Annotated in this window: 19 protein-coding genes; 12 read left to right on the top strand and 7 right to left on the bottom strand. The window is 70.7% G+C overall.

Annotation, left to right across the window (positions count from 1 at the left end):
• Positions 1-19: 19 nt before the first annotated feature.
• Genes hutI through Q8Q71_RS00980 form a run of 3 tightly spaced genes read right to left on the bottom strand, consistent with a single transcriptional unit; the run spans position 20 to position 3,344 of the window.
• On the bottom strand, positions 20-1,249 hold the full coding sequence (gene hutI, locus Q8Q71_RS00990; protein ID WP_305757781.1) for an imidazolonepropionase: 1,230 nt from the start codon (positions 1,247-1,249) through the stop codon (positions 20-22).
• Entirely contained in the window at positions 1,246-1,950 is a 705-nt protein-coding gene (gene hutC, locus Q8Q71_RS00985; protein WP_305757780.1) for a histidine utilization repressor, read from the bottom strand. Before hutC ends, hutI begins: the two co-directional genes overlap by 4 nt.
• A complete protein-coding gene (locus tag Q8Q71_RS00980; protein WP_305757779.1) occupies positions 1,947-3,344 on the bottom strand; it encodes a formimidoylglutamate deiminase in 1,398 nt (465 codons plus the stop codon). Before Q8Q71_RS00980 ends, hutC begins: the two co-directional genes overlap by 4 nt.
• Before the next feature lie 63 nt (positions 3,345-3,407).
• Here Q8Q71_RS00980 and hutG point away from each other — a divergent pair, with 63 nt between their 5' ends.
• Genes hutG through hutH form a run of 3 tightly spaced genes read left to right on the top strand, consistent with a single transcriptional unit; the run spans position 3,408 to position 7,425 of the window.
• The gene (hutG, locus tag Q8Q71_RS00975) at positions 3,408-4,226 is read left to right on the top strand and encodes an N-formylglutamate deformylase (RefSeq protein WP_305757778.1); all 819 of its coding nucleotides are present in this window, start codon (positions 3,408-3,410) and stop codon (positions 4,224-4,226) included.
• Between the two features lie 2 nt (positions 4,227-4,228).
• A complete protein-coding gene (gene hutU, locus Q8Q71_RS00970) occupies positions 4,229-5,893 on the top strand; it encodes a urocanate hydratase (protein WP_305757777.1) in 1,665 nt (554 codons plus the stop codon).
• A 2-nt stretch (positions 5,894-5,895) separates the two neighbouring features.
• Positions 5,896-7,425, top strand: a complete 1,530-nt coding sequence (hutH, locus tag Q8Q71_RS00965; RefSeq protein ID WP_305757776.1) for a histidine ammonia-lyase — start codon at positions 5,896-5,898, stop codon at positions 7,423-7,425.
• Between the two features lie 558 nt (positions 7,426-7,983).
• Here the strand turns inward: hutH and fni are convergent.
• Both fni and Q8Q71_RS00955 read right to left on the bottom strand, forming a co-directional pair.
• A complete protein-coding gene (gene fni / locus Q8Q71_RS00960) occupies positions 7,984-9,003 on the bottom strand; it encodes a type 2 isopentenyl-diphosphate Delta-isomerase (protein ID WP_305757775.1) in 1,020 nt (339 codons plus the stop codon).
• A 63-nt stretch (positions 9,004-9,066) separates the two neighbouring features.
• Positions 9,067-10,893, bottom strand: a complete 1,827-nt coding sequence (locus Q8Q71_RS00955; RefSeq protein ID WP_305757774.1) for a PPC domain-containing protein — start codon at positions 10,891-10,893, stop codon at positions 9,067-9,069.
• Between the two features lie 98 nt (positions 10,894-10,991).
• On the opposite strand from Q8Q71_RS00955, the gene folD reads away from it, so the two are divergent.
• The 5 genes from folD (at position 10,992) to Q8Q71_RS00930 (ending at position 14,975) form a co-directional block, all read left to right on the top strand.
• Positions 10,992-11,915 carry a bifunctional methylenetetrahydrofolate dehydrogenase/methenyltetrahydrofolate cyclohydrolase FolD gene (gene folD, locus Q8Q71_RS00950; protein WP_305757773.1) on the top strand — a complete coding sequence of 308 codons (924 nt, stop codon included), beginning with the start codon at positions 10,992-10,994 and terminating at the stop codon, positions 11,913-11,915.
• Positions 11,916-11,967: 52 nt separating this feature from the next.
• Entirely contained in the window at positions 11,968-12,654 is a 687-nt protein-coding gene (locus Q8Q71_RS00945) for a LemA family protein (protein WP_305757772.1), read from the top strand.
• Complete coding sequence (locus tag Q8Q71_RS00940) at positions 12,651-13,472, top strand: YgcG family protein (protein WP_305757771.1); 822 nt, start codon at positions 12,651-12,653, stop codon at positions 13,470-13,472. The genes Q8Q71_RS00945 and Q8Q71_RS00940 overlap by 4 nt, the downstream gene beginning before the upstream one ends.
• Positions 13,466-14,158: a TPM domain-containing protein gene (locus tag Q8Q71_RS00935; RefSeq protein ID WP_305757770.1), complete on the top strand. Its 693-nt coding sequence runs from the start codon at positions 13,466-13,468 to the stop codon at positions 14,156-14,158. The genes Q8Q71_RS00940 and Q8Q71_RS00935 overlap by 7 nt, the downstream gene beginning before the upstream one ends.
• Positions 14,159-14,237: 79 nt before the next feature.
• The gene (locus tag Q8Q71_RS00930) at positions 14,238-14,975 is read left to right on the top strand and encodes an endonuclease/exonuclease/phosphatase family protein (RefSeq protein WP_305757868.1); all 738 of its coding nucleotides are present in this window, start codon (positions 14,238-14,240) and stop codon (positions 14,973-14,975) included.
• Here the strand turns inward: Q8Q71_RS00930 and Q8Q71_RS00925 are convergent.
• The gene (locus tag Q8Q71_RS00925; protein WP_305757769.1) at positions 14,962-16,488 is read right to left on the bottom strand and encodes a phospholipase D-like domain-containing protein; all 1,527 of its coding nucleotides are present in this window, start codon (positions 16,486-16,488) and stop codon (positions 14,962-14,964) included. The genes Q8Q71_RS00930 and Q8Q71_RS00925 overlap by 14 nt on opposite strands.
• A gap of 131 nt (positions 16,489-16,619) precedes the next feature.
• Between Q8Q71_RS00925 and Q8Q71_RS00920 the strand changes: the two genes are divergently transcribed.
• The 3 genes from Q8Q71_RS00920 to Q8Q71_RS00910 all read left to right on the top strand — a co-directional run bounded on the left by Q8Q71_RS00920 (position 16,620) and on the right by Q8Q71_RS00910 (position 20,157).
• Positions 16,620-16,808 (top strand): hypothetical protein, encoded by a 189-nt coding sequence (locus tag Q8Q71_RS00920; RefSeq protein WP_305757768.1) that lies wholly within the window; start codon positions 16,620-16,622, stop codon positions 16,806-16,808.
• A gap of 129 nt (positions 16,809-16,937) precedes the next feature.
• Positions 16,938-19,448, top strand: a complete 2,511-nt coding sequence (locus Q8Q71_RS00915) for a tipN (RefSeq protein ID WP_305757767.1) — start codon at positions 16,938-16,940, stop codon at positions 19,446-19,448.
• Between the two features lie 109 nt (positions 19,449-19,557).
• Positions 19,558-20,157, top strand: a complete 600-nt coding sequence (locus tag Q8Q71_RS00910; protein ID WP_305757766.1) for a hypothetical protein — start codon at positions 19,558-19,560, stop codon at positions 20,155-20,157.
• Here Q8Q71_RS00910 and Q8Q71_RS00905 read toward each other — a convergent pair.
• Positions 20,121-21,299: an MFS transporter gene (locus Q8Q71_RS00905; protein ID WP_305757765.1), complete on the bottom strand. Its 1,179-nt coding sequence runs from the start codon at positions 21,297-21,299 to the stop codon at positions 20,121-20,123. The two genes, Q8Q71_RS00910 and Q8Q71_RS00905, sit on opposite strands and share 37 nt — an antisense overlap.
• Positions 21,300-21,456: 157 nt before the next feature.
• Between Q8Q71_RS00905 and pip the strand changes: the two genes are divergently transcribed.
• A complete protein-coding gene (gene pip, locus Q8Q71_RS00900) occupies positions 21,457-22,431 on the top strand; it encodes a prolyl aminopeptidase (RefSeq protein ID WP_305757764.1) in 975 nt (324 codons plus the stop codon).
• Positions 22,432-22,785: the final 354 nt, after the last annotated feature.

The following is a 22,785-nucleotide window of genomic DNA, read 5'->3' as shown; positions in this document are numbered from 1 at the left end:
TGTCGCGATTCGGCCCCGGCTACGCGTCCCAGCGCCCCCCGACCATCCGCCGCGCCAGCAGCGGCTTGCCCAGCCAGTAGGCCAGTTCGGCCGGCCGCTCTATGTCCCAGACCGCCAGATCGGCCGCCTTGCCGGCCTCGATCGCGCCGATCTCGGCCTCCAGTCCCAGCGCCTTCGCCGCGATCCGCGTCCCCCCCGCCAGCGCCTCCTCCGGCGTCAGGCGGAACTGCACGCAGGCCAGGTTGATCGCCGCCGTCATCGAGGCCAGCGGCGAGGTCCCGGGATTGCAGTCCGTCGCCACCGCCATCGCCACGCCGTGCCGCCGCAGCAGCGCGATCGGCGGCGGCGTGGTCTCGCGCAGCATCAGATACGCCCCGGGCAGCAGCACCGCGACGACGCCGGCCCCGGCCATGGCCCGAACCCCGGCCTCGCCGGTGTGTTCGATGTGATCCGCGGACAGGGCTCCATACTTCGCCGCCAGCGCCGCCCCGCCGCCGTCCGACAGCTGGTCGGCGTGCAGCTTGACCGGCAGGCCCAACGCCCGCGCCTTGTCGAACAGCCGTCCGACCTCCCCCGTCGAGAAGGCGATCGGCTCGCAATAGGCGTCGACCGCGTCGACCAGCCCCTCGGCGTGCGCCGCCGGCAGGATGTCGTCCACCGCCAGATCGACATAGCGCCCGCGGTCCGCCTTCCACTCGGGCGGCACTGCGTGCAGGCCGAGGTAGCTGGTGCGCACCCGCACCCCCGCCTCCCGCCCGATCCGCCGCGCGACGCGCAGCATCTTCAACTCGGTTTCGCGATCCAGCCCGTATCCCGACTTGATCTCGACCGTGGTGACCCCCGTCGCCTTCAGCCCCGCCAGCCGCCCCAGCGCCGAGGCGTAGAGCTGATCCTCCGACGCCGCCCGGGTCGCCGCCACGCTGGAGACGATGCCGCCCCCGGCCCGCGCGATCTCCTCATAGGTCGCTCCGCCCAGCCGCTGTTCGAACTCGCCCGACCGGTCGCCGCCGAACACCAGATGGGTATGACAGTCGACCAGCCCCGGCGTGACCCAGCGCCCGCCGAGCCGGTCTGTCTCGGCCGCCTCGTGGGCCGGCAGAGCCCCTCGCGCTCCGACCCAGAGGATGCGGCCGTCGCGGATCAGGATCGCCCCCTCCTCGATCGCCCCATAGGCCTCGCCGCCCATCCCCGCGAAAGCGGGGGCCATGGTCGCGAGGCGGCAGTCGATCAGGAGACGGTCGGCGATCATCGGGCCTCCGGGCGGGCGGGCGAGAAGCGGGCGACCAGATCATAGGCCTGTCCCGGAAAGGTCTGCCACGCCCAGGTGACGCCGCGGCCGTCGGCCCAGGTGCGCCGCTCCAGCTTCAGGCAGGCCTCGCCCGGCGGCAGGTCCAGCCGCAGCGCCGTCTCGCGGTCGGCGGCCACGGCCGAGATCCTGTGCTCGGCCTCGGTCCACGGCGCCCGTTTCAGCAGCCAGCCCCCCGGGGAAATCCCGGTGAAGGGCTCGTCGGCCGCCTCGGGCGTGGCCGCCAGCCCGATCAGCCGCCGCTCCAGCGCGAACGGGGCTCCGTCGGCCCGGTGCAGGCAGACGATCGACAGCACGCCCTGGTCGCCCAGCCAGGCTTCGACGTCTGTCGCCTCCCGCACCCTCCGCTCGATCAGTTCGTAGCCATAGGCCATCCCCCGCCCCGCGATCCCGGCGGCGATGTCGGGGATGTCGAGCACGGCGGAATGCACGGGCGGCCGCGCCACCACCGACCCGGCCCTTCGGCGCCGCACGATCAGCCCGCGCGCCGACAGGTCCGTCAGCGCCCTGGACACCGTCATCCGGGCGCAGCCGTATTCGGCGGTCAGCTCGGCCTCGGTCGGCACCCGCGCCCCGGGCGGCCACTCGCCCGACAGGATGCGCCGCTCGATGTCCGCGCCGATCCGGCGGTGCAGCGAACTCATCCGCCCAGCACGGCGTCGAGCGCCTTGCGATAGCGCGCCTCGATCGCCGCCCTGTGGACGTGGCGTCCATTCTCGACCACGACGCGCCCACGCCGCCATACGGTGCGGATGGCCCGCTTCGGCCCGGCGAACACCAGACTGTCCAGCAGGGCGTCGTCGCGGCGGCCGGCATAGGCCAGATCGTCCGTCTCCAGCGCCACCAGGTCGGCCGCCTCGCCCACGGCGATCCCGGTCGTTCCGCCGGTCGCCTGGGCCCCGCCCGCCAGCGCGCGCCGGTACAGGGTCCCGCCGGTCGAGGCGCCGGGGTCCGCCAGCACCGCCCGGCCCCGCCGCGTCAGCCTCTGGCTGTATTCCAGCGCCCTCAGCTCGCCCGCCGCATCGATCAGCACATTGGAGTCCGTCCCCAAGCCGAACGCCCCGCCCGCCTCCAGGAATTCCACCGCCGGAAAGACGCCGTCGCCCAGATTGGCCTCGGTCACCGGGCACAGCCCCGCCACCGCCCCGCTCGCCGCCATCCGCTTCGTCTCGTCGGGCGTCAGATGGGTCGCGTGGATCAGGCACCAGCGCCGGTCCAGCCCTGCATGGTCCAGCAGCCACTGCACCGGCCGCGCGCCCGACCAGTCGAGGCAGTCCTGCACCTCCTTCGTCTGTTCGGCGGCGTGGATGTGCACCGGCCCGTCCCCGGCCATCGGGACCACGGCGGCCAGTTCCTCCGGCGTCACCGCCCGCAGGCTGTGCGGCGCCACGCCCACCACCGCGTCCGGCAGGGCGGCGGCGATCCGCCGGCTCTCTTCCATCAGACGCGAAAACCCGCCCACGTCGTTGATGAACCGGCGCTGTCCCTGCGCCGGCGGCTGCCCTCCGAACCCGGCGTGGGCGTAGAAGACCGGCAGCAGCGTCAGGCCGATCCCGGTCCCCGCCGCCGCCGCCGCGATCCTTCCCGCCAGTTCGCCCGGGTCGCCATACGACCGCCCGTCGGGGTCGTTGTGCAGATAGTGGAACTCCCCGACCCGGGTGAACCCGCCCTCCAGCATCTCGGCGAAGGCCAGGGCCGTGATGGCCTCGATCTCGTCGGGCCCGCCCCGGTCCAGAAAGCGGTACATCAGCGCCCGCCACGACCAGAAATCGTCCCCGGCGGTCGGTCCGCGTTCCTCGGTCAGCCCCGCCATCGCCCGCTGGAAGGCGTGGCTGTGCACGTTCGACAGCCCCGGCAGGGCCACGCCCAGATCGGCCTCGCCCGCCGCGCGCACCACGCCGGTCTCGACCTGCGACACCCGGCCGTCCGTCACGCTGATCCGCACGTCGCCCGCCCACCCCGCCGGCAGCAGGGCGCGGGCGAAGAACAGGCTGTGTGCGGTTACGGGCGGGGATTGCGGCACTGGACAAACCTCCATCGGCCTGAATATGTCTATACATAATCGACAGACTGGCAAGACGGGCGAAACAGGGGGACGGCGATGACGGACTGGCTGACGGTGACGCCCGGCGACGCCCCCCTGATCGTCGCCGTTCCGCACGCCGGCACGGACATCCCGGCCGCCATCGAGGCGCGCATGGCCGACCCCTGGCGGGCCCGCAAGGACGCCGACTGGTGGATCGACCGCCTCTACGCCTTCGCCGGCGACCTGGGCGCCACCGTCGTCCGCACCGCCGTCTCCCGCTCCGTCATCGACGTGAACCGCGATCCGTCCGGCCAGTCCCTCTACCCCGGCATGACCACCACCGGCCTGTGCCCGGTCGAGACCTTCGACGGCGAGCCCCTGTACCGCCCCGGCGAAGAGCCCGACGCGATCGAGATCGAGGCCCGCCGCACCGAATTCTTCGACCCCTACCACGCCGCCCTGACCGGCCAGATCGAGCGGCTGTCGGCGGCCGGGCCGGTCGTCCTCTACGACGCCCACTCGATCCGCTCGCGGGTGCCGCGCCTGTTCGACGGCCAGCTGCCGCAGTTCAACATCGGCGACAACGGCGGCGTCACCTGCGCCCCCGCCCTGACCGCCGCCGTCGAGGCGGCCTGCCTCGCCTCGGGCGACAGTCACGTCGTCAACGGCCGTTTCAAGGGCGGCTGGACCACCCGCTGCTACGGGCGGCCGGATCGCCACGTCCACGCCATCCAGATGGAGCTGGCGTGCCGCGGCTATGTCGACGAGCCGGCCGAGGCGAGCCCCGCCACCTGGCCCACGCCCTTTGACCCCGCCCGGGCCGAACCCCTCACGCGCACCCTGCGCCACGTCCTTACCGCCTGCCGCGACTTCGCGCTCAGCCAGCGAGCCTGATCATGACCACGTCCAACGCCCGCGTCGTCCGCGCGCCCCGCGGCCTCGAGATGACCGCGAAGACCTGGGCCGCCGAGGCCGCCCTGCGCATGCTGATGAACAACCTCGACCCCGAGGTCGCCGAGCGGCCCGAAGACCTCGTCGTCTATGGCGGCATCGGCAAGGCCGCGCGCGACTGGCCGTCGTTCGACCGCATCGTCACCGAGCTGCGCGCGCTCGAACCCGACCAGACCCTGCTGGTCCAGTCCGGCAAGCCCGTCGGCGTCTTCCGCACCCATGCCGACGCCCCCCGCGTCCTCATCGCCAACTCCAACCTCGTGCCCAAATGGGCGACCTGGGAGCATTTCAACGAGCTCGATCGCAAGGGTCTCATGATGTACGGCCAGATGACGGCCGGCTCGTGGATCTACATCGGCACCCAGGGCATCGTTCAGGGTACGTACGAGACCTTCATGGAGGCCGGACGCCAGCACTATGGCGGCGACTGGTCGGGCCGCTGGATCCTGACCGCCGGCCTCGGCGGCATGGGCGGGGCCCAGCCGCTGGCCGCGACCATGGCCGGCGCCTCCTGCCTCGCCGTCGAGTGCCAGCGCAGCCGGATCGAGATGCGCCTGAAGACCCGCTACCTCGACGTCATGGCCGAGACGCTGGACGAGGCGCTGGCCCTGCTCGAGAAAGCGAAGGCAGACGGAAAAGCCATATCCGTCGGCCTGTTGGGTAATGCGGCGGATGTTCTGCCTGAACTCGTCAAGCGCGGCGTCCGGCCCGATCTGGTCACCGACCAGACCAGCGCCCACGACCTCGTCAACGGCTATCTGCCGCAGGGCTGGACCGTCGCCGAATGGGAGGACAGACGCGTCTCCGACCCAGCCGCCGTCGAGGCCGCCGCGCGCGCCTCCTGCGCTGTTCACGTCCAGGCCATGCTCGACTTCCAGTCCGCCGGCATCCCCACGACAGACTACGGCAACAATATCCGCCAGGTCGCCTTCGACGCCGGCGTGAAGAACGCCTTCGACTTCCCCGGCTTCGTTCCCGCCTACATCCGCCCGCTGTTCTGCCGCGGCATCGGCCCGTTCCGCTGGGCCGCCCTGACCGGCGATCCGGACGACATCGGCAAGACCGACGCGGCGATGAAAAAGCTGTTCCCCGACAACGCCGGCCTGCACCGCTGGCTGGACATGGCCGGCGAGCGTATCGCCTTCCAGGGTCTGCCCGCCCGCATCTGCTGGATCGGCCTCGGCGACCGCCACCGGGCGGGGCTCATGTTCAACGACATGGTCGCCTCGGGCGAGCTCAGCGGCCCGATCGTCATCGGCCGGGACCATCTCGACTCCGGCTCGGTCGCCAGCCCCAACCGCGAGACGGAATCAATGATTGATGGCTCGGACGCCGTCTCCGACTGGCCTCTGCTCAACGCCCTGCTGAACACCGCCTCGGGGGCCAGCTGGGTGTCGCTGCACCACGGCGGCGGCGTGGGCATGGGCTACTCCCAGCACTCCGGTGTCGTCATCGTCGCCGACGGCACGCCCGAGGCGGCCAGGCGTCTGGAGCGCGTCCTCTGGAACGACCCCGCCACCGGCGTCATGCGCCACGCCGACGCGGGCTATGAGATCGCGAAGCAAGCGGCCCGCGAACACGGCCTCAACCTGCCGAGCCTGAAGGCCTGATCATGACCACCCTCACCCTCGGCCAGTCGCCCCTCACCCTCGCCCAACTTCGCGCCGTCCTTGAAGGCCCTGCCACCGTCGAACTCGCTCCGTCCGCCTGGACCGCCGTCGAGCGCGGCGCGGCCGTGGTCGCCGCCATCGTGGCCGAAGGCCGCACCGTCTACGGCGTCAACACCGGCTTCGGCCTGCTGGCCAACACCTCCATCGCCACGGAGGATCTGGAGACGCTGCAGAAGAACCTCGTCCTCAGCCACGCCTGCGGCGTCGGCGCCCTGCTGGACGACCGCGCCGTCCGCCTGCTGATGGTGCTCAAGATCGCCAGCCTGTCGAAGGGCGCCTCTGGCATCCGGCGCGGGACGCTCGAGGCCCTGATAGCTCTCGTCAACGCCGACGTCCTGCCCTGCATCCCGTCCAAGGGCTCGGTCGGCGCCTCGGGCGACCTGGCCCCGCTGGCCCACATGTCCTGCGTCCTGATCGGTGTCGGCGAAGCCCGGCACAAGGGCGAGACCCTGTCCGCCGAGGCCGCCCTCGCCCGCGTCGGCCTGACGCCGCTAACCCTCGGCCCCAAGGAGGGTCTGGCCCTCCTCAACGGCACCCAGTGCTCCACCGCCCTGGCTCTCGCCGGCCTGTTCGCCGCCGAGGCCGCCTTCGCGGCCGGCATCGCGGCGGGAGCCCTGTCGGTCGATGCGCTCAAGGGCTCGGACGCCCCGTTCGACGCCCGCATCCACGCCCTGCGCGGCCAGCCCGGCCAGATCGCCGTCGCCGCCCGCCTGCGCGCCCTGATGGCCGGCTCGGCCATCCGCGACAGCCACCGCGAGGGCTGCGCCAAGGTGCAGGACCCCTACTCCCTGCGCTGCCAGCCCCAGGTCATGGGCGCTGTGCTGGACGTCCTGCGCAACGCCGCGGCCACGCTGGAGCGCGAGGCCAACGCCGTCACCGACAATCCACTGGTCTTCATCGACGACGGCGACGTTATTTCGGGCGGAAACTTCCACGCCGAACCCGTTGCTTTCGCAGCCGATATGATCGCCATGGCCCTGTGCGAGATCGGCAATATCTCCGAACGCCGCACCGCCATCCTCGTCGATCCGAAGATGAGCGAACTGCCGGCCTTCCTCGTCAGGGAGAGCGGCCTGAACTCCGGCTTCATGATCGCCCAGGTCACCGCCGCCGCCCTGGTCGCGGAGAACCGCATGGTCGCCCACCCCTGCAGCATCGACACAGTGCCGACCTCGGCCAATCAGGAGGACCACGTCTCCATGGCCACCCATGGCGCCCGCCGCCTGCTCGACATGGCCGAGAACGTCGCCGCCGTCGTCGGCATTGAACTGCTGGCCGCCGCCCAGGGCATCGAATTCCATCGCCCGCTGACCTCCTCGCCCGATCTCGAAAAGGTCTGGGCCATCGTCCGGGAGGCGGCCGCGGCCTACGGCTCGGACCATTATTTCGCGCCGGATATCGCCCGCGCCACCGACGGCGTCCGGGCCGGCCGTTACCGCGCCTTCGCCGGAGACCTCCTGCCCTCCGTCTGAATGGAGACTCTCGCCCCTCCCGACCCGCTACTCTCGCCCCCGGATTCCGCTACTTCCGCCCCTTCGGAAAGTGGAATTCAGCGGCCTTCCGGTCGCGACGACCGCTTTTGACGCATCCCCGTGTTGTAGTCCTGTGACGCCCACAGGGCGGGGTCTTTGACATTTTCCAGCACCCGCCGCGCCGCCTTTCAGGCCCGGTTCCGCATCGAGAGGATCCCGCCGGAGGCCTCCTGAAAATTTGCGCGCATTTTTTCGGGATGATACGAGACTCTCGCACCCCGGTTCAGACCCTTCGCCCGCTGCCCTTTCGGCAAGGTGCGGCGGCGAGAAGGTTCATCACGAAGGACACGAAGGGGGCCACAAAGGACACGACGAGACTTGGGCTGTGTCCACGTCAGTGTTTTTTCCGATGTCTGGTGATCGCGGCGTATGCCGCATTGCTCGGAGCAGGATTTTGGCTCGCCGCTATCATCCACTCAGGTCCCTTTGTGGCCTTCGTGGCCCCCTTCGTGTCGTTCGTTATGAACCAGCACTCGCCGGGACAGCAGACCGGAACAGTCAGTCCTGCAGCGGCGCCTTGCGCAGCGCCGTCAGATTGGCCGAGCCGGTGCAGAAGCAGACGGTCCGCAGCTGGCGGATCACGATCTGGAAATGCTCGATCACCGCCTCGGTCGAGATCGTCGCCGCCGCCAGCACGCCCGCCGCCTGCCCGACCATATCGGCCCCCAGCCGGATGGCCCTGGCCGCGTCGACCCCGTCGCGCACTCCGCCCGAACCGATGATCAGCGCCTTCGGACAGGCCGCCCGGACCTCGGCGATGGCCGTCGCCGTGGGGATGCCCCAGTCCCCGAAGGCCGCCGCATGGGCCTTGTCCGCCTCCCCCTCGGCCCGCTCGCCCTCGGCCAGGGCCCAGTTGGAGCCGCCGGCCCCGGCCACGTCGACGGCCGCCACGCCCATGTCGATCAGCCGGCGGGCCGTCCCGCCCGAGAGGCCGGCCCCGGTCTCCTTGACCACCACCGGCGCGTCCAGCGCCTTGACCAGCGCCTCCAGCGCCGCCCCCACGCCCCACCAGTCGCGGTCGCCCTCGGGCTGGCAGGCCTCCTGCAGCGGGTTAAGGTGCACGACCAGGGCGTCGGCCGCGATCATGTCCAGCACCCGCCGCGCCTCATCGACGCCGAAGCCCCGCGTCAACTGGGCCGCGCCGATATTGGCGAGGATCGGCGTGTCCGGCGCCTTGAGCCGCAGTGCCATGTCCAGCCCCGGCGCCCCGTCGCTCTCCAGCGCCGCGCGCTGCGAGCCGACCGCCAGGGCGATGCCCAGCTGCTGCGCCGCCTCGGCCAGCCGGGCGTTGATCGCCTCGGCCCGCTCCGGCCCCCCGGTCATGGCGCTGATGAGCAGGGGGGCCTTCAGCCGACGCCCCAGAAAGTCCGCGCCCAGGTCGATCTTGCCGTGGTCGAGGTCCGGCAGGGCCTCGTGCACGAACCGGACGTCGTCGAAGCCCGCGGCCAACGCGTGCCGCGCCTTGCCGGCCAGGATCACGTCCAGGTGCTGGTCCTTGCGGTTCACGGTCCCGGGCACATCGTCACTCCACGCATCCCGCCCGCGGGAATGCGCGGTCGGGACGGGAAGTTCAACTCGCCCTTACGGCTGTTTCTCGACGTTCAGCGCATAGGCCCCGGTCTGCCCTTGCTGGAAGGTGCCGGCGCGGACCTCGTAAATCCCGTCGGCGGGAGCGGTCCATTCCAGCTTGGCGTGGGTGTCGGACAGGCTGTCGTCGTCCGAACCCAGCACCTCGAACCCGCCGTCCTCCTGATCCCGCCCGAGAACGAGGAAGCTGTCGACCTCGTTGGAGACCATGGTGATCAACAGCTTCTCGTCTTCCTTCAGCTCCACGCGATAGGCGTCGTAAAAGCTGTTGTCCTCGGCGGTCGCGTCGGCTTCCGTCAGAATGCCCCGGGCGGTGGCCCCGACCAGCAGACTGCCCGGCCGCGGTTGCGGCCCCCGGTCGACCAGCTCCAGCGAATACAGTCCCTTGCCGTCCGACCCCAGGGGCGAGGCGCGCAACACATAGTCGCCGTCCTCGGGCAGGGCGTAGTTCAGTCGGGAATCGGTCCCCTCGCCCAGACCGTCGTCGTCGGACGCCAGCGGCTCGAACTCGGCTCCCGCCCGGCCGATCTGCACATAGGTGTCGAAATCCCCCGACCGCATGATCGCCCGCACTCGCTGTCCGGCCAGTCCGCGGAAGGCGTAGGCGTCGAAGCCGCGATCGTCGTTGTCGGTCGAGTCGCCCTCGCCGATCTCGCCCTGGACGGTCGCGCCGAAGGCCAGCGCCTCCGGGGGACGTTCCGGCTCGACCTCGGAGATCGACAGCGAATAGGCCCCCGTGGCTTCGGTGAAGGCGCGAGCCTCGATCAGATAGGAGCCGGTGCGCGGCAGGGTGAAGGTCAGGCGCGAATCCGTGCCCTCGGCCCCACCGTCGTCGTCTTCCGCCAGGCTGACGCGATCTTCGTCGAACAGCTGCAGATAGGTGTCGAAATCGTCCGAACTCATGTCGATGCGGATGCGCTGTCCTTCGCGCCCCGAGAAGCGATAGGCGTCCGCGAGGGCGCCGGCGTCGCTCTTGCCGTCGTCTTCGGTCAGATCGCCCTGGACAGAACCGCCGATCTCGATGGTCTGGGCCGCCGCCGGCGCCGGCCCTTGCGCCAGCGTCAGGGCGTAGGAGCCCTCGCCCGCCCCGTTCAGCGGCGTGGCCCGGATGATATACTCGCCCGTGTCCGGAGCGGTGAACGTCAGCCGGGAGTTGAGGCCCGTATCCGGCCCGTCGTCGTTCATGGCCAGTTCCGCAAAGTCTCCGCCCTGCATGCGCCCGACCCGGACCACCGGATCGAAGGCGTCGGCCGTCAGATCGATCTGGACCCGTTCGCCCGTCCGGGCGCGGAAAGCGAAGGCGTCGTAAACCGCGCCGTCCCCGGCCTCGGGGTCCCCGGCGCGCAGCTCTCCTTCCACCGTCTGGCCGACCCGGATTCGGGAGGGCCGCGGGGGGCGAGGCACCTGCGGACGCTCGCTCAGGGCCAGCGTGTACGCGCCGCCCTCGAGGCCCGACAGGGTGCGGGCCCGTAGCAGATAGGTTCCGGCCCGGTCGGCGGTGAAGCGCAGGCGGGAATTGGTGCCTTCGCCCAGTCCGTCGTCATCGCTGGCCAGCGAATCGTCCTCGCCATCGCGATAGACTTCCAGGAAGGCGTCAAACTCCGCCGCCCGCATGATCGCCTCGAGCCGCTGTCCGGCGCGGGCGATGATCGCATAGGAGTCATAGCGGTAGGCGTCGTCGGGCGCCGTGGCGTCCCCGTCCTCGATCTGGCCCTCGACGCTCGCGCCCACCGAAAGCTGCCGGGGCGTCTGGGCCAGGGCCGGGGCCGCGATCGACAACGCCAGCAGGCTGACGGCGGCGAGGATGGTCTGACGGCGCATGGAGGTCCCCCTGATTGCAACGCCGATCATAGACGCCGAACCGCGCCCTCTGTAAATCGCGGGGACCGCACGATTCCTGACGACTGGAGCCGAAATCCATGACGGCCGACCCCGCCCGCGCGACCCTGATCGACGGCAAGGCCTTCGCCGCCGGCCTGGTGGAGCGGGTCGCCGCCGCCTCGGCCCGGCTGGAATCCGCCCATGGCGTCAAGCCCGGCCTGGCCGTCGTCATCGTCGGCGAGGATCCGGCCAGCCAGATCTACGTCCGCAACAAGGGCGAGACGACCGAGCGCGCCGGCCTGCGATCCGACATCCATCGCCTGCCCGACTCGACCACCCAGGCCGATTTGCTGGCCCTGATCGCCGCCCTCAACGCCGACGCCGGCATCCATGGCATTCTGGTCCAGCTCCCCCTGCCCGCTCATATCGACGACGCCGCCGTGCTGGGCGCCATCGACCCCGACAAGGACGTGGATGGCTTCCATGTCGTCAACGCGGGGCGTCTGGCCGTGGGCCTGCCCGGCTTGGTCCCGTGCACGCCGCTGGGCTGTCTGATGCTGCTGAAGGCCGAACTGGGCGATCTGTCGGGCCTGAACGCCGTGGTCATCGGGCGCTCGAACATCGTCGGCAAGCCCATGGCGCAGTTGCTTCTGGGCGAGAGCTGCACCGTGACCGTGGCCCATTCGCGAACCCGCGACCTGCCGGCGCTCTGCCGCACGGCCGACATCCTGGTGGCCGCCGTCGGTCGCCCGGAAATGGTGCGCGGCGACTGGATCAGGCCGGGCGCGACGGTCATCGACGTCGGCATCAATCGCGTCCCCTCCCGCGATCCGGTCAAGGCCGCAGAGGGCAAGACCCGGCTGGTCGGCGACGTCGCCTTCGAGGAAGCCGCCGTCGTGGCCGGGCGGATCACCCCTGTTCCCGGCGGGGTGGGCCCGATGACCATCGCCTGCCTGCTGGCCAACACCTACACGGCTGCCTGTCGCATCGCCGGGGTCGCGCCCGATCCGCTGGACGCTTGAACCGCCGCCGGGGAACCCCGATAGTCGGAGTCTGGCCTGTCAGGAGACGTCGATGATCCGCTTCTCGCCCCGTGTTACGGCCCTCGCCGCCGTCGTCATCCTCGCCCCCGCCGCCGCCGGCTGCGGGATCAACGCCATTCCGACCAAGGAGGAAGCGGCCAAGGCGCGCTGGGCCGACGTCCAGTCGCAGTACCAGCGCCGCGCCGACCTGGTCCCCAATCTGGTCGCCACGGTCCAGGGCGCCGCCATCGCCGAGCGCACCACCCTGACCCAGGTGATCGAGGCCCGGGCGCAGGCGACAGGCGTGACGGTTACGCCGGAAACGCTCAGCGACCCGGCCGCCTTCCAGCGCTACCAGGCCGCCCAGGGTCAGTTGTCGCAAGCCCTGTCCCGGCTGTTGCTGGTCGTGGAACGCTATCCCGACATCAAGTCGAACCAGAATTTCATCGCCCTGCAATCCCAGCTGGAGGGCACCGAGAACCGCATCGCCGTGGCGCGGCGCGACTACAACGAGGCCGTTCGCGACTACAACACCTCGCTGCGCACCTTCCCGACGGTGATATGGGCCAACACCATCCATGGCGGGTCGGAACCGATGCAGCTGTTCACCGCCACCGAGACCGCCCAGACCGCTCCGGGGGTGAATTTCGACGCCCTCAACCCCGCGACCCAACCCGGCGGCGGCGCGCCGGCCGCCGCGCCAGGCTCGGCTCCGCCCGCGGCGCCGGCGGCGCAGTGATCCACGCCGCTCCGGCTTCCCGGCTGGCGAAGGCCGCGGCCCTGTGGGCCGCCCTGCTGGCGGCGATCTGGCTGGTCGCCGCCCTCCCGGCGCTGGCCCGGGCCGGTCCGACCTTTCCGCCGCTGAATGGCCGGGTCATCGATCACGGCGACCTCGTGTCGGACGCCAAGGAATTGGAACTGGCCGCCCGGCTCGAAGCCCTGGAACGGGACACCACCGACCAGGTCGTGGTCGTCACTGTCCCCGACCTTCAGGGCTACGAGATCGAGGAGTACGGCTATCAACTGGGTCGGGCCTGGGGCATCGGACAGGCCGGAAAGAACAACGGCGTCCTGCTCATCGTCGCCCCGAAGGAGCGCAAGGTCCGGATCGAGGTCGGCTACGGTCTCGAACCGGTGCTGACGGACGCCCTGTCCGCCCTCATCATCCAGAACGAGATCCTGCCCTCGTTCCGGGAAGGTCATTTCGAGCGGGGCATCGAACAGGGCGTCGACGCCATCGACCGGCAACTGCGGCTGGACCCCGCGGAGGCCCAGGCCCGGGCGGCGGCCGCGGAGCGACCCCGGTCCAGCCCCCCCGTCGGCGTCGGGGTGGTGATCGCGGTGATCTTCGTCCTCATGATCCTGGCGATGATCGGCGGCGCGGGCGGCCGGGGGCGGCGGCGGCGGGGCAACGGGGTGGGCCCCATCCTGCTTTGGGCGGCGGCCGAGGCGTTGAGAAGCGGCGGTCGAGGCGGCGGAGGCGGTTTCGGGGGCGGCGGCGGTTTCGGGGGCGGCGGCGGCAGCTTCGGCGGCGGGGGAGCGTCCGGCGGATGGTGATCAAGCTGACTCCCGAGGTTCATGACCGAATCGCCAGGGCGATCGCGGCCGCCGAGGCCGGGACTTCCGGCGAAATCTTCTGCGTGCTGGCGCGAAGGGTCTCGTCCTATCGCGACATCTCTTTGGGCTGGGCGGCGGCGGCGGCCCTGATCCTGCCGCTGGGCCTGATCCCGTTCGGTTTCGATCCAGCCTGGATTCCAGGCCTTGGCGACGGCTGGCAGGCGGCCCACCTGTCATCCAGCGACGTGATCGTGGGACAATCCCTGGCCGCCTACGCCCTGATCCAGTCGGCGGTGTTCCTGACGGTGTTCCTGCTCACATCGATTCCCCGGGTCCGTCGCATCGTGACGCCGCGCAGCATCCGACGGGCGCGGGTGCGCCGGGCGGCGGTCGAGCAGTTTCTCGCCCACGGCCTCCACGTGACCGAGGGTCGCACCGGCGTGCTGATCTTCGCCGCCCTGTCGGACCATCAGGTCGAGGTAGTCGCCGATCAGGGCATCCACGACAAGGTCGACCAGGCCGTCTGGGGCGACGCCGTCGAGGGCTTGGCCAGGGGCATGAAGAACGGCGATCCCGCGGCTGGCTTCGAGGTTGCGATCAACCTGTGCGGTCAGGTTCTGGCCGAGCATTTCCCTCCTCGGGACACGAATCCCAACGAGATCGAAGACAGGGTGGTCGTGATCTGAACCAGGATCGCCCCGCCGCTTTGGTGTCGCAATCCCCGTGGTATTGGCTGACCGCCGCCCGACCCGCTTCCAGGACGTCATGCCCCGCCTGCTGACCTACAATGTCCATCGCTGCGTCGGCGTCGATCGCAAGCTCGACGTCGCCCGGATCGTCGGCGTGATCGCCGAGCACGAGCCGGACATCGTCTGCCTGCAGGAACTGGACGTCGGACGGGCTCGCACCGGATTCGTCGATCAGGCCCGGTCGATCGCCGACGGTCTGGCCATGACGTTTCACTTCCATGCCGCGATGCGCGTCGAGGCCGAGCAATACGGGGACGCCATCCTGACCCTGAGGCCCGAAAGGCTGGTGAAGTCCGGCCCCCTGCCCTCGGTCCGCGGCGTCCCGGGGCTGGAGCCGCGCGGGGCCCTGTGGGCGGTGATCGACATCGACGGGGTCGCGCTGAACGTCGTCAACACCCATCTGGGGTTGATCCCCCGCGAGCAGAGGCTGCAAGCGGCGGCGCTTGTCGGTCCCGACTGGCTGGGCCATCCGGACTGCGTCGGCCCCACCCTGCTGACCGGCGATTTCAATGCGACCTCGGTCACCCGCCCTTACCAGACCCTGGCCCGGCGGCTGTCCGACTGCCAGCGCAGCCTGGGACTCCGGCCATCGGTGAAGACGTTTCCATCCAGCTTCCCCGCCATTCGCATCGACCACTGTTTCACCAGCCCCGAAGTGGTGGTGACGGCGGTGAAGGCCCCGTTTTCCCCGCTGGCCCGCATGGCGTCGGACCACCTGCCGCTGATCGTCGATTTCGAGATCAGGATTCCGTAGGCGAAGGCAGGCTGCGATGCGAGCGGGTCCGCCGCCTCCAGGGACGAAAGGCGTCCCCGGTCGAAGTCGGATCGCCCAGCTGGAACTCGGCTATGATGCGTTCCACCCGTGACGGCGGCTCCGCGCCCAAGGGGTGCAAACGGCCGGTGTCAGATTGCTGGATCGCTTCCCCCACCGACCCCGTAACCGCCTCGACCGCCCCGAAGATCTCCCCTTCGACCCCGATCCAGTGGCCGATGGAACGCTGGCGGAAGCGGCGGATGGCCGCCCGCCCCGCGTCGCCGGGGGGCGCCACGGCGACGTCGCACTCGGTGTCGAAGCCCAGCGACCGGTTGTTCAGATTGGTCGAGCCGATCCGAAGAATCGCGTCGTCATAGATGGACACCTTGGCATGGACGATAATCCGCTCGCCGCCGAGAGTATGGGGTGCGAAAGCGAAGAAGCGGTTGTGCCGGTCGGCCTGTTCCAGGCGGAACAGCACCTCCGACCGCGCCGTGTCCATGGTAATGCGATCGAACCAGCTCGGACTGGTTCCGGTCGAGACAAGTACGATCTCCGGCCCGTCATCTTCGGCCAGCCGTTCCGCCAGGGCCGCCGCGATGACCGGCGATGTGAAATACTGGTTCTCGTAATAGATCAGCTTCCTGGCTCGCCGGATGGCGTCCAGGTGCAGCGCTTCGTTCTCGCGCACTTCGGCGCGTCCGCCCGCGGCCGGTTCAGTGCGTGCAATGGCCACCGGGGTCTTCCGCATGTCGGGCTCCAGGTCGTCGGGCCACGGATCGCCGGCGGTTTCGTCGGGTATCGTCCTCTCGCCGGTCGAACGAAACCAGCGCTCCCTGGCGAGGTCGCCAAGCGCCCGCGCCGCCGGGCCGTCCATGACGCACATGACCTCATGTCGGGGCGAAGGAATCAGGCCGGACGGCTGGCAACGGCGCGGATCGCCATCCAGATGCTCTTCAGTGTCCCAGCGGTCGGTCGCGATGTCGCCACCGCCGCAGAAGGCGACCGCGTCGTCGATGATCACCACCTTCTGGTGATGACAGGCGCCCAGCGCGGCGGTCTGGTCCAGCCGGAACTCCACCATCCGCTTGCGGAACCAGTTCTGCGCCCGGTGCGGGTAAAATCCCTGGGACGCCGCGATCAGCAAGGGCGACTTCCAGATCAACAGGCGCACGTCCAGGTCTGGGCGCGCCCTCACCAGCATGCGCAACTGATGGCCGATCTGGGCCTGATGGTCGCGATGCGGGCTCTCCGGATCCAGGCGGGTGCGCGGATCAAACTGCCAGCCCAGGATGACGATCGATCGGCGCGCCTTGGCCAGCGCCGAGCGCAGGGCGTCGAAATAGGCGGCATTCTCCAGCAGCACGGCGAACCGGTCCGCCGTATCGACGCGCCAGCAATTGCGCCCCGGCGTCAGCAGGCTTTGGCCGCGGTCATCCCCGAGTTCGTTCATGGCGCAGGTCTGGCCGATTCGCGTGACGACGATGTGCGCCCCAAGCTCTACAGGACGCATGCCGGCGACTTCCGTTCCACGTCCGGGAGCAACGGGTCAATGGTGACGCTTTGTTCATGCGGGGCCGGATTGTTTGAACGCGGTTTTGAGCGCATAAGGATCGCCGTCAGTCGGACAGGGGGAGATCGGCGATGCAGGCGCTGATCGAGTTCATCGCGGGATTTGTGGCCATGCTGGCCGCCGCGGCCTTGTCGCAGTTCGGCGTGGATCTCGATGCGCCGCAAAAGCCCCAACGTGAAATCCACCGCGTGCGCGATTGCGGCGACGGGCCGTCGGCCGCGACCCTGGCCAGGTCGGCCGAGCGCGATCAGGACTGCTGATCCGCGGCGCGCGGACTGTCCCCGGATTCGTCCGCGCTCGCCTTTGCGCGCCGCCAATGACTCGTTAGGGTCGAACCGTCCTTTCGCGCGTCGGCCGCCGACGCCGCTCCGTGACGAGATCGCCGCTTCATGAAACCACCCCGTCAACGGCCCCCGCTGAACCTGACCGATCCGGAGACGGAGGCGCCGGCGGTCGAGTCCTTTCTGGATACCGACCATCTGTCGACCCCGGAGCCCATCGCGGCTCCGATGGCGGAACGACCCATGTCCGAACGTCGCCGTCGTCGCCTGGCCGAGGAACAACGACGGGCCGAGGAGCGGAGTCTGGCCGAGGCCGAACGCGCGGCGCCGCCGGCCGCGGCGCCCGAACTGACGGTATCCGCCGAAACGCCGCCGGTCGCCTACGAGCCCCCCTCCCTTCCCGTTCGCCGACGCGAGCCGCCCGCGCCGTCGGGTCGCCACGCCTATCTGCTCGCGGGCGTCGCCTCGGCCCTGTGGGTGGGCGGCGTCGCGGCCTGGCTCGCCTTCGAGGTCGGGGCCGGCGCGGTCGAGCTGGAACCCCTGCGCCTGGCTGTCTATGCGCTGATCGCTCTCGCTCCCGCCGGCATGGCCATCATGCTGGCCCATGCCGTGCGCCAAGGCGCCGGCCTCGCGGCTGAAACCCGCCGCGCCCGCGAGCTGTCCGAGGCCCTGGTCGCCCCCACGGCCCTGGCGGCGCAGCAGACCGGAGAAGTCCTGCATTCCCTGCGCAACGACATCGACCAGGCCTCTCTCGCGGCGGAACGCGCCCGCAACGACATGGCCCTGCTGCGCGAGGCCCTGTCCCAGGAGACCTCCCGCCTCAACGAGGCCGCCGAGACCGCCGGCCGCACCGCGCGCCGCCTGGCCGAGCAGCTGGGCGCCGAGCGCGCCCAGATGCAGACCCTGGGCGTCCAGCTGGACAGCCAGGCGTCCGGTGTGATCGACGCCGTCGAGCGGCAATCGCGCATGGTCATCGACGCTTCGGATCTGGCCCAGACCCAGTTGCGCGAGGCCGAAGCCGCCCTTGCCGCACGCGCCGCCGATCTCGCCGCCGCCGCCGGAGAGGCCCAGGACGCGGCCCGCGTCGCCGCCGACGACCTGGCGCGGCAGACCCTGCGCCTGGAAAACGCCGGTTCGGGCGTCGCCGAACAGATCCAGTCGGTCGAGGAAGGCCTGGGCCAGCAGCGCGCCTCCCTCGTCACCGCCGCCTACGCCCTGCGGACCGACCAGGAAGATTTCTCGGCCCAGGTCGAGAGCCAGCGCGCCCAGCTGACCGAACAGCTGTCGGCCGCCCGCGCCGCCGCCGGCGAACTGGGCGACACCTCGACGCGCACCACCGAGACGATCAAGGATCTGGTCGAGGCCGCGACGGATCAGTTCCGCGCCCTGGTCGAAATGTCCCAGCGGGAGGCCGACGGTTTCGACGCCGCCACCAAGCTGGCGCTGGACCGGTTCGAGGCCCTGGCGGCCGAGGCCCGCGACGCCCTGGTGGAGGAGACCCGTCTGGCGTTGTCGGCCCTTCAGGCCACGGCCGAGGAATCCCGCGCCGCCGCGACCGACGCCGCGGAACAGGCCCAGATTCGCGCCGACCGGTTGGGCGAAGCCCTGTTCGACGCGGCGCAAAAGGCCGATCAGGCCGCCGACGCCCGCGTCGACAGCGCCCGCAAGATCGTCGTCGAGACGGGCGGTCTCGTGGACGAGGCCGGCCAGCGCGCGGTGGAACGGCTGGAATCGACGGTCGAGCGGATGAACGCCGCCCTGGCCCGGATCGACGAGACCATCGGCGACCTGGACGATCGCGCGGCCCGCCTGCCCGACGAGGCGCAGAAGCGGGTCGAGGCCGTCAGGGCTTCGGTCGAGGAGGGACTCGCGGCCCTGTCCGCCGCCTCGCAAAAGGCTGCGGCCGATACCGAGGCGCTGGACGCCGGCTTCCAGGAGCGGGTGCGCCGCAACTACGACATGCTGACCGAGGCCGTGCGGCTGATGGGCGTGGTGTCGGGGGACACGCCCGCCCTGCGCCGCCGCGAGCCGGCGCCGGCGCCCGATCCCGCCGCCGAGGCCGCGGCGCCGCGTCCGCATGCTCCCCAGGCCGACGAGCCGAGAGGTTTTGGCCTGCGGGGCCGACTGAAACTGGAGCCCATGCCCGGCTCGGGAGCGCCGTCCAGGCCCGCCGGAGAGCGTCTGGGCTGGAGCGACCTGGTCGATGACGGCCCTGGCGAGGCGCCGCTGGATCTGGAAACGCCGGTGATGCCGGCGGCGACCGCCGAGGCGCTCGAGGAACGGGTCACCGCCGCCATACGCCGGATGGGGGTCGACCCCAATGCGCTGCTGCCCCGGTCGCGCGTCGAGGAGGCCGCCGCGGCGGTCGCCGAGCGCGATCCCGACCGGGCGCGCCAGATCGTGCGTCGCGTGGCGCCGGCGGCCGTGCGCAGCGTATCCCGCCGCGTACTGACCGATCCCGACCTGCGAGCCGACGCCGAGGCCTATGTTCGCGCCTTCGCACGCGACCTGGCGGCCCGCGCCGGCGCCGGCGACCGGCCGGGCGTCCTGGGACGGCTGACCTCGGACGGCGGACGCGCCTTCATGCTGCTCGACGCCGCGGTGGGCGATCTCACCTGAAGGGGAATCGGTCGTCCACAGAGGGTCCGGGACCGATTTCGTCTTGACGGACGCGTCGGCGTCCGGACACCGTCCGCCGTCACCTATCCGTCACGCGTAAGCAGGGTCCATGCCCGACATCGCCGCCGAGACGACGTCCGATCATCGCCCCGCGATCCTGATCTGCGCCTATGACGCCGACGAGACGGCCTGGGACCCGGTCGAGGATCTGTCCGGGGAGCCCTGGAGTCCGTCGGGCGCCCGGACGGTCGCCGTGGCCAGCGACGAGCCCGACGCCTTGGCCAGGGTCTTGTCCGTTCACCTGGCCGATCAGCGCTGCCGCGGCCTGCTGCTGGTCGGCCGTACCCGCCGCAGCGACGCCTTCAGACTGCAGCTCCGGGCCGAGAACCGGTCGCTGGACGGGGTGCGGCGGTTGGACACCGTCGGTCCGGGTCTGGCCCGTGCGACCGCGCCCGTCGCCGACATCGTCAGTGCGCTGAACGAGGCCGGCCTGACCGTCGAAGCCAGTTCCGACGCTGAAGAGGATGCCGGCAGCTATTTGTTGTACCGGGTGCTCTCCGGTCTTCCGGAGGGTCTGGACGCGCCCGCCGTGGGTTTGCTGCGCGCCCCGGAGACCGCGTCCGACGCGGCCGTTCAACGCGCGGTGAAGACCGCCGCCCAGGCGATGGCGCGTCACCTTTCGCCCCTGCCCCGGTCGCGGGCCAGCTGACGTCCGAGCGGGAGGGCGGCCAGCAGACCCGCCCCCGCCATCACCGCCATCGCCCAGTAGCCGCCCGCGCCGTAGCGGTCGTACAGCGGCCCCGCCGCCGCCGTCGCGAGGCCGATCAGCACCCCCGCCGACAGCACCGAGCTCAGGGTCTGGGCCGCTGTCTGGCTGTCGCGCGGCGCCAGGCGTTCGACGATCTGCACGCCGGCCAGGAAGGTGGCGGCGAAGGTCAGGGCATGCAGCGCCTGAAGCGGCCACAGCAGCCAGAGCGGCGGCGCGAAGGCCATGGCGCTCCAGCGCACGACGGCGGCGGCCGCGCCCCCGACGAGCATGAGCCACGGATCGAGGCCCACGCGACGGCGCCACGGCTCGAACAGCCACATCAGGGCGATCTCGGCCACGACGCCGAAGGCCCAGAGCTGGCCGATGACCGCCTCGCTGATCCCCTCGGCCTTCCACAGGATGGCCGAGAAGCCGTACTGGTAGGCGTGGGCCGCCTGAACCGCGCCGACGGCGAAGATGGCGACCATGAAGGTCGGATTCTTCGCCAGCCGGCCCAGGCCGCGGAACCGCTCGCGGCCGCGCAGCGGCTCTCCATCGGCCACCGGCTCCGGCGGCAGGGCCAGCACCGCCACCACGGCGAGGCCCAGCGAGGCGATGACCAGCCAGACGATGACCGCATCGGCCGGCAGGGTCAGCAGCATCGCGCCCATGACCATGTTGGCGACGACGAAGGCCGCGGAGCCGAAGGCGCGCGGCAGGGCGAAGGTATAGCCGAGCCGACCGGCCAGACGCAGGTTCAGCACGTCGGTCAGCGGCACCAGCGCCCCCATGGCGGTGGCGCCGACGAACCAGCAGGCCGCCCAGGCCAGGTAGCCGTCCACCAGCCCTGCCGCGCCGTAGCCGAGCGTCATGACCAGGCCCAGCAGGGCGACCGGGGTGCGACGCAGCCTGAAACCGTCGGCCCAGACCGCGAGCAGCGGCCCCGTGATGATTCGGGCCAGCATGGGGATGGCCAGCAGGGTTCCGATCTGCGCGCCGCTCAACCCCCGCGAGCTTAGCCATAATCCTGCAAACGGAAGGCTGACCCCGGTGGCGCCGAAGAGCAACACATACTGCAAAGCCAGGCGCTGGGCGGCGGTCATGGGCGGGGCAATAGCAGACGCGACGGATTCTGTCGGCTAGCGTTCAGCCCATGTCGGCGGCGTCGTGACGATCGCGGCTTGGCTTTTGCCCTTCCATGCCGCATTGCGGACACAATCCATCGCCGTCCGACGGCGCGAAAAGAGACCGATTTCCAGTATGGCCTTTCCCGTGCCCGAAGCCCCCCGCCGCGATCTGTTCCCGGACATCGAACCCTACGCCACCGGCTTCATGCCCACCGGCGGGGTGCACGAGATCTACTACGAGGAATGCGGCAATCCCCAGGGCCTGCCCGTCGTGGTGCTGCACGGCGGCCCGGGCGGGGCGGTCAATCCGGGCATGCGGCGCTATTTCGATCCGGCGAAATACCGCATCGTCCTGTTCGACCAGCGCGGCTGCGGCAAGAGCCGGCCGAACGCCTCGCTGGAGGACAACACCACCTGGACGCTGATCGAGGACATCGAACGGCTGCGCGAGATGCTGGGCATCGACAAATGGGTCGTGTTCGGCGGCAGCTGGGGCTCGACCCTGTCGATGGCCTACGCCATCACCCATCCCGAACGGAGCGCCGCCCTGGTGCTGCGCGGCATCTTCCTGCTGACCAAGCCGGAGCTGCACTGGTTCTACCAGGACGGGGCGTCGAACATTTTTCCGGACGCCTGGGAGCGGTTCGTCGCGCCCATCCCCGAGGACGAGCGCCACGATCTGATGGGGGCCTACTACAAACGGCTGATCGGCGACGACAGGGCCGAGCGCGAGCGCTGCGCCATCGCCTGGTCCAGCTGGGAAGGCGAGACGGTCAGCGTCGAGGGGCCGGACGCCCGCCCCGACAAATTCGCCGAACCCGAATTCGCCGTGGCCTTCGCGCGGATCGAATGCTGGTACTTCATGAACGGCGGCTTCTTCCCGGAGGAAGGCTGGCTGCTGAAGAACATCGGCCGGATCAGGCACATCCCCTGCTGGATCGCCCAGGGCCGGTTCGACGTGGTGACGCCGATCACCAGCGCCTGGGCGCTGCACCGCGCCTGGCCGGAAGCGAAGCTGGACATCATCAAGGACGCCGGCCACGCCTCGAGCGAGCCGGGCATCGTCGACAGCCTGGTCCGGGCGACGGACTGGGCGGCGGGGCTCTAGTTTTCAAAGACCGGGGTGGCGCCTTCTCCCTCCCCTCGGGGGGAGGGTGGTCGCGAAGCGACCGGGTGGGGAAGGGTGAAGCCGGGCGCGGTCAGTGCGGGACTGGCGTTCCCCACCCGGGCTCGCCAAGGGCTCGCCGTCCCTCCCCACTTCGGGGGAGGGAGACCGACCGCGCATGCATGATCGCCTCTCCGGCCCGGGGGCCGGAAAGTGGTGGGGAGGAGGCGGAGCGCGGGCGGGTCGGCCCGGAACCGTGATGTGGCCCCCTGCTTTCGCGTTACGGGGACCGGATTGAGTTTTCGGCGTCGCCGCCTGCGCTCCGCGCGACCGGTTCACGCAAGCCGACGGGGGCGG

The organism is Brevundimonas sp. (assembly GCF_030704825.1).
GTDB lineage: Bacteria > Pseudomonadota > Alphaproteobacteria > Caulobacterales > Caulobacteraceae > Brevundimonas.
Note: the sequence above shows the minus strand (reverse complement) of the source record. Positions and strands in the feature narration are given on the sequence as shown.